The 2,070-nt window shown below is 72.6% G+C and carries 2 protein-coding genes; one reads left to right on the top strand and one right to left on the bottom strand.

Going from position 1 to position 2,070, the window contains the following annotated elements; all coding sequences use genetic code 11:
- The coding region (locus SACPADRAFT_RS26830) for a sigma-70 family RNA polymerase sigma factor (protein ID WP_040924193.1) at positions 1-501 on the bottom strand (501 nt) is incomplete at its 3' end.
- A gap of 203 nt (positions 502-704) precedes the next feature.
- On the opposite strand from SACPADRAFT_RS26830, the gene dnaG reads away from it, so the two are divergent.
- Positions 705-2,070: DNA primase (gene dnaG, locus SACPADRAFT_RS26825; RefSeq protein WP_007027398.1), on the top strand; the 1,366-nt coding region annotated here is incomplete at its 3' end.

Genomic DNA, 2,070 nt, shown 5'->3' with positions numbered 1-2,070 from the left:
CCGCCTGCCCCGGGAGGAGTGCTGCCGCGCCGCCGCCGGGGTGCAGCCGAGGAGGTCGGCGATCTCGGAGAACGGCACGTCGAACACGTCGTGCAGCACGAACGCCACCCGCTGCTGCGGGGTGAGCGTGTCCAGCACCACCATCGCGGCCATGCGCACGCCGTCGTCGCGCACGACGGCGTCGAGCGGGTCGTCGGCCGCCGGGGCGCCCAGCGGGGTCACGATCGGCTCGGGCAGCCACTCGCCGACGTAGGACTCGCGGCGGGCGGTGGCCGAGCGCAGCCGGTCGAGGGCGATCCGGCTCACCACGGTCGTCGCCCACGCGCGCAGGTCCCGGATCTCCTCCCGCCGCGTCGCGGGCAGTGTGCTCAGCCGCAGCCACGCCTCCTGCACCGCGTCCTCGGCGTCGGCCACCGACCCGGTGAGCCGGTAGCCCACCGCGAGCAGATGCCCCCGCAACGCGGAGAACTCCCCGACGAGCGACTCCCCACCCCGTGCGATCACACCGGCGAGTATGCCCCGCCCCCTCCGCCGCCCGCAGGCCCTCCGGGTGTGCCGTGAAGGGGCCCTTCCCTGCACTCGACGCAGCGAAGGGCCCCTTCACTGCACTCAACGCAGGGAAGGAGTCCTTCACGGCACCACGCCGGGGACGGCCGCCCGCCGCCGTGGGAGGAGCGGGTGGGGCGGTGTTCTAGAGTGGGGGTGTGGCGGGACGGATCCGGGAGAGCGACATCGCGCAGGTCCGCGAGCGCAATCGGATCGACGAGATCGTCGGCGAGTACGTCGCACTGCGCCGCGCGGGCGGGGGCGCGCTGAAGGGCCTGTGCCCGTTCCACGAGGAGAAGACGCCCTCGTTCAACGTGCGCTCCAGCCACGGCACCTTCCACTGCTTCGGCTGCGGCGAGGGCGGCGACGTCATCAAGTTCGTCATGCAGATCGAGCACCTCCCGTTCGTGGAGTCGGTGGAGCGCCTGGCCGACCGGATCGGCCTGCACCTGACCTACGAGGGCGGCGGCGCCACGCCCCGCCGCGACCGGGGCACCCGGATGCGGCTGGTGGAGGTGCACAAGGCCGCCCAGGAGTTCTACGCCGAGCAGCTGGAGACCCCGGAGGCCGAGGCCGCGCGCACGTTCCTCTCCGAACGTGGTTTCGACCGCGCCGCGGCGCAGCGCTTCGGCTGCGGGTTCGCCCCCGGCGGGTGGGACAAGCTGACCAAACACCTGCTGCGCAACGGCTTCGAGCTGGCCGAGCTGTACAAGGCGCAGGTCTCCAAGGAGGGCAGGCGCGGCCCGATCGACCGCTTCCACCGGCGGCTGGTGTGGCCGATCAGGGACCGGGGCGGCGACGTCGTCGGGTTCGGCGCGCGCCGCCTGTTCGATGATGACCCCATCCAGGCGAAGTACCTGAACACCAGCGAGAGCCCGATCTTCAAGAAGTCGCAGGTGCTGTTCGGTCTGGACCAGGCCAAGCGGGAGATCGCCCGGCGCCACCAGGTGGTCGTCGTCGAGGGCTACACCGACGTGATGGCCCTGCACGAGGCCGGGGTGCCCACGGCGGTGGCCTCGTCCGGCACCGCGTTCGGCGAGGAGCACATGCGGGTGCTGCGCCAGCTGATGATGGACGACGACGCCTTCCGCGGCGAGGTCATCTTCACCTTCGACGGCGACGAGGCGGGGCAGAAGGCCGCGCTGAAGGCGTTCGAGGGCGACCAGACGTTCGCGGGCCAGACCTACATCGCCGTCGCCCCGGAGGGGATGGACCCCTGCGAACTGCGGCTGGCCAAGGGCGACGCGGCCGTGAAGGACCTGGTGGCGCGGCGGATCCCGCTGTTCGAGTTCGCCATCCGCAGCCTGCTGTCCGACTACGACCTCGACTCGGTGGACGGCCGGGTCGAGGCGCTGCAACGCACCGTTCCGCTGGTCGCCCGGATCAAGGACCAGGCCAAACGGGACGGCTACGCCACCAAGCTGGCGTGGTGGGTCGGCTGGCAGGACGAGGCGATGGTCGTGCGCCGCGTGCGGGAGACCGCGGGCGCGCCGGTGCAGGCGGGCGGCAGGCGCAGGCCGGCCC

This window comes from Saccharomonospora iraqiensis subsp. paurometabolica YIM 90007, assembly GCF_000231035.2.
GTDB classification, from domain to species: Bacteria; Actinomycetota; Actinomycetes; order Mycobacteriales; family Pseudonocardiaceae; genus Saccharomonospora; species Saccharomonospora paurometabolica.
Note: the sequence above shows the minus strand (reverse complement) of the source record. Positions and strands in the feature narration are given on the sequence as shown.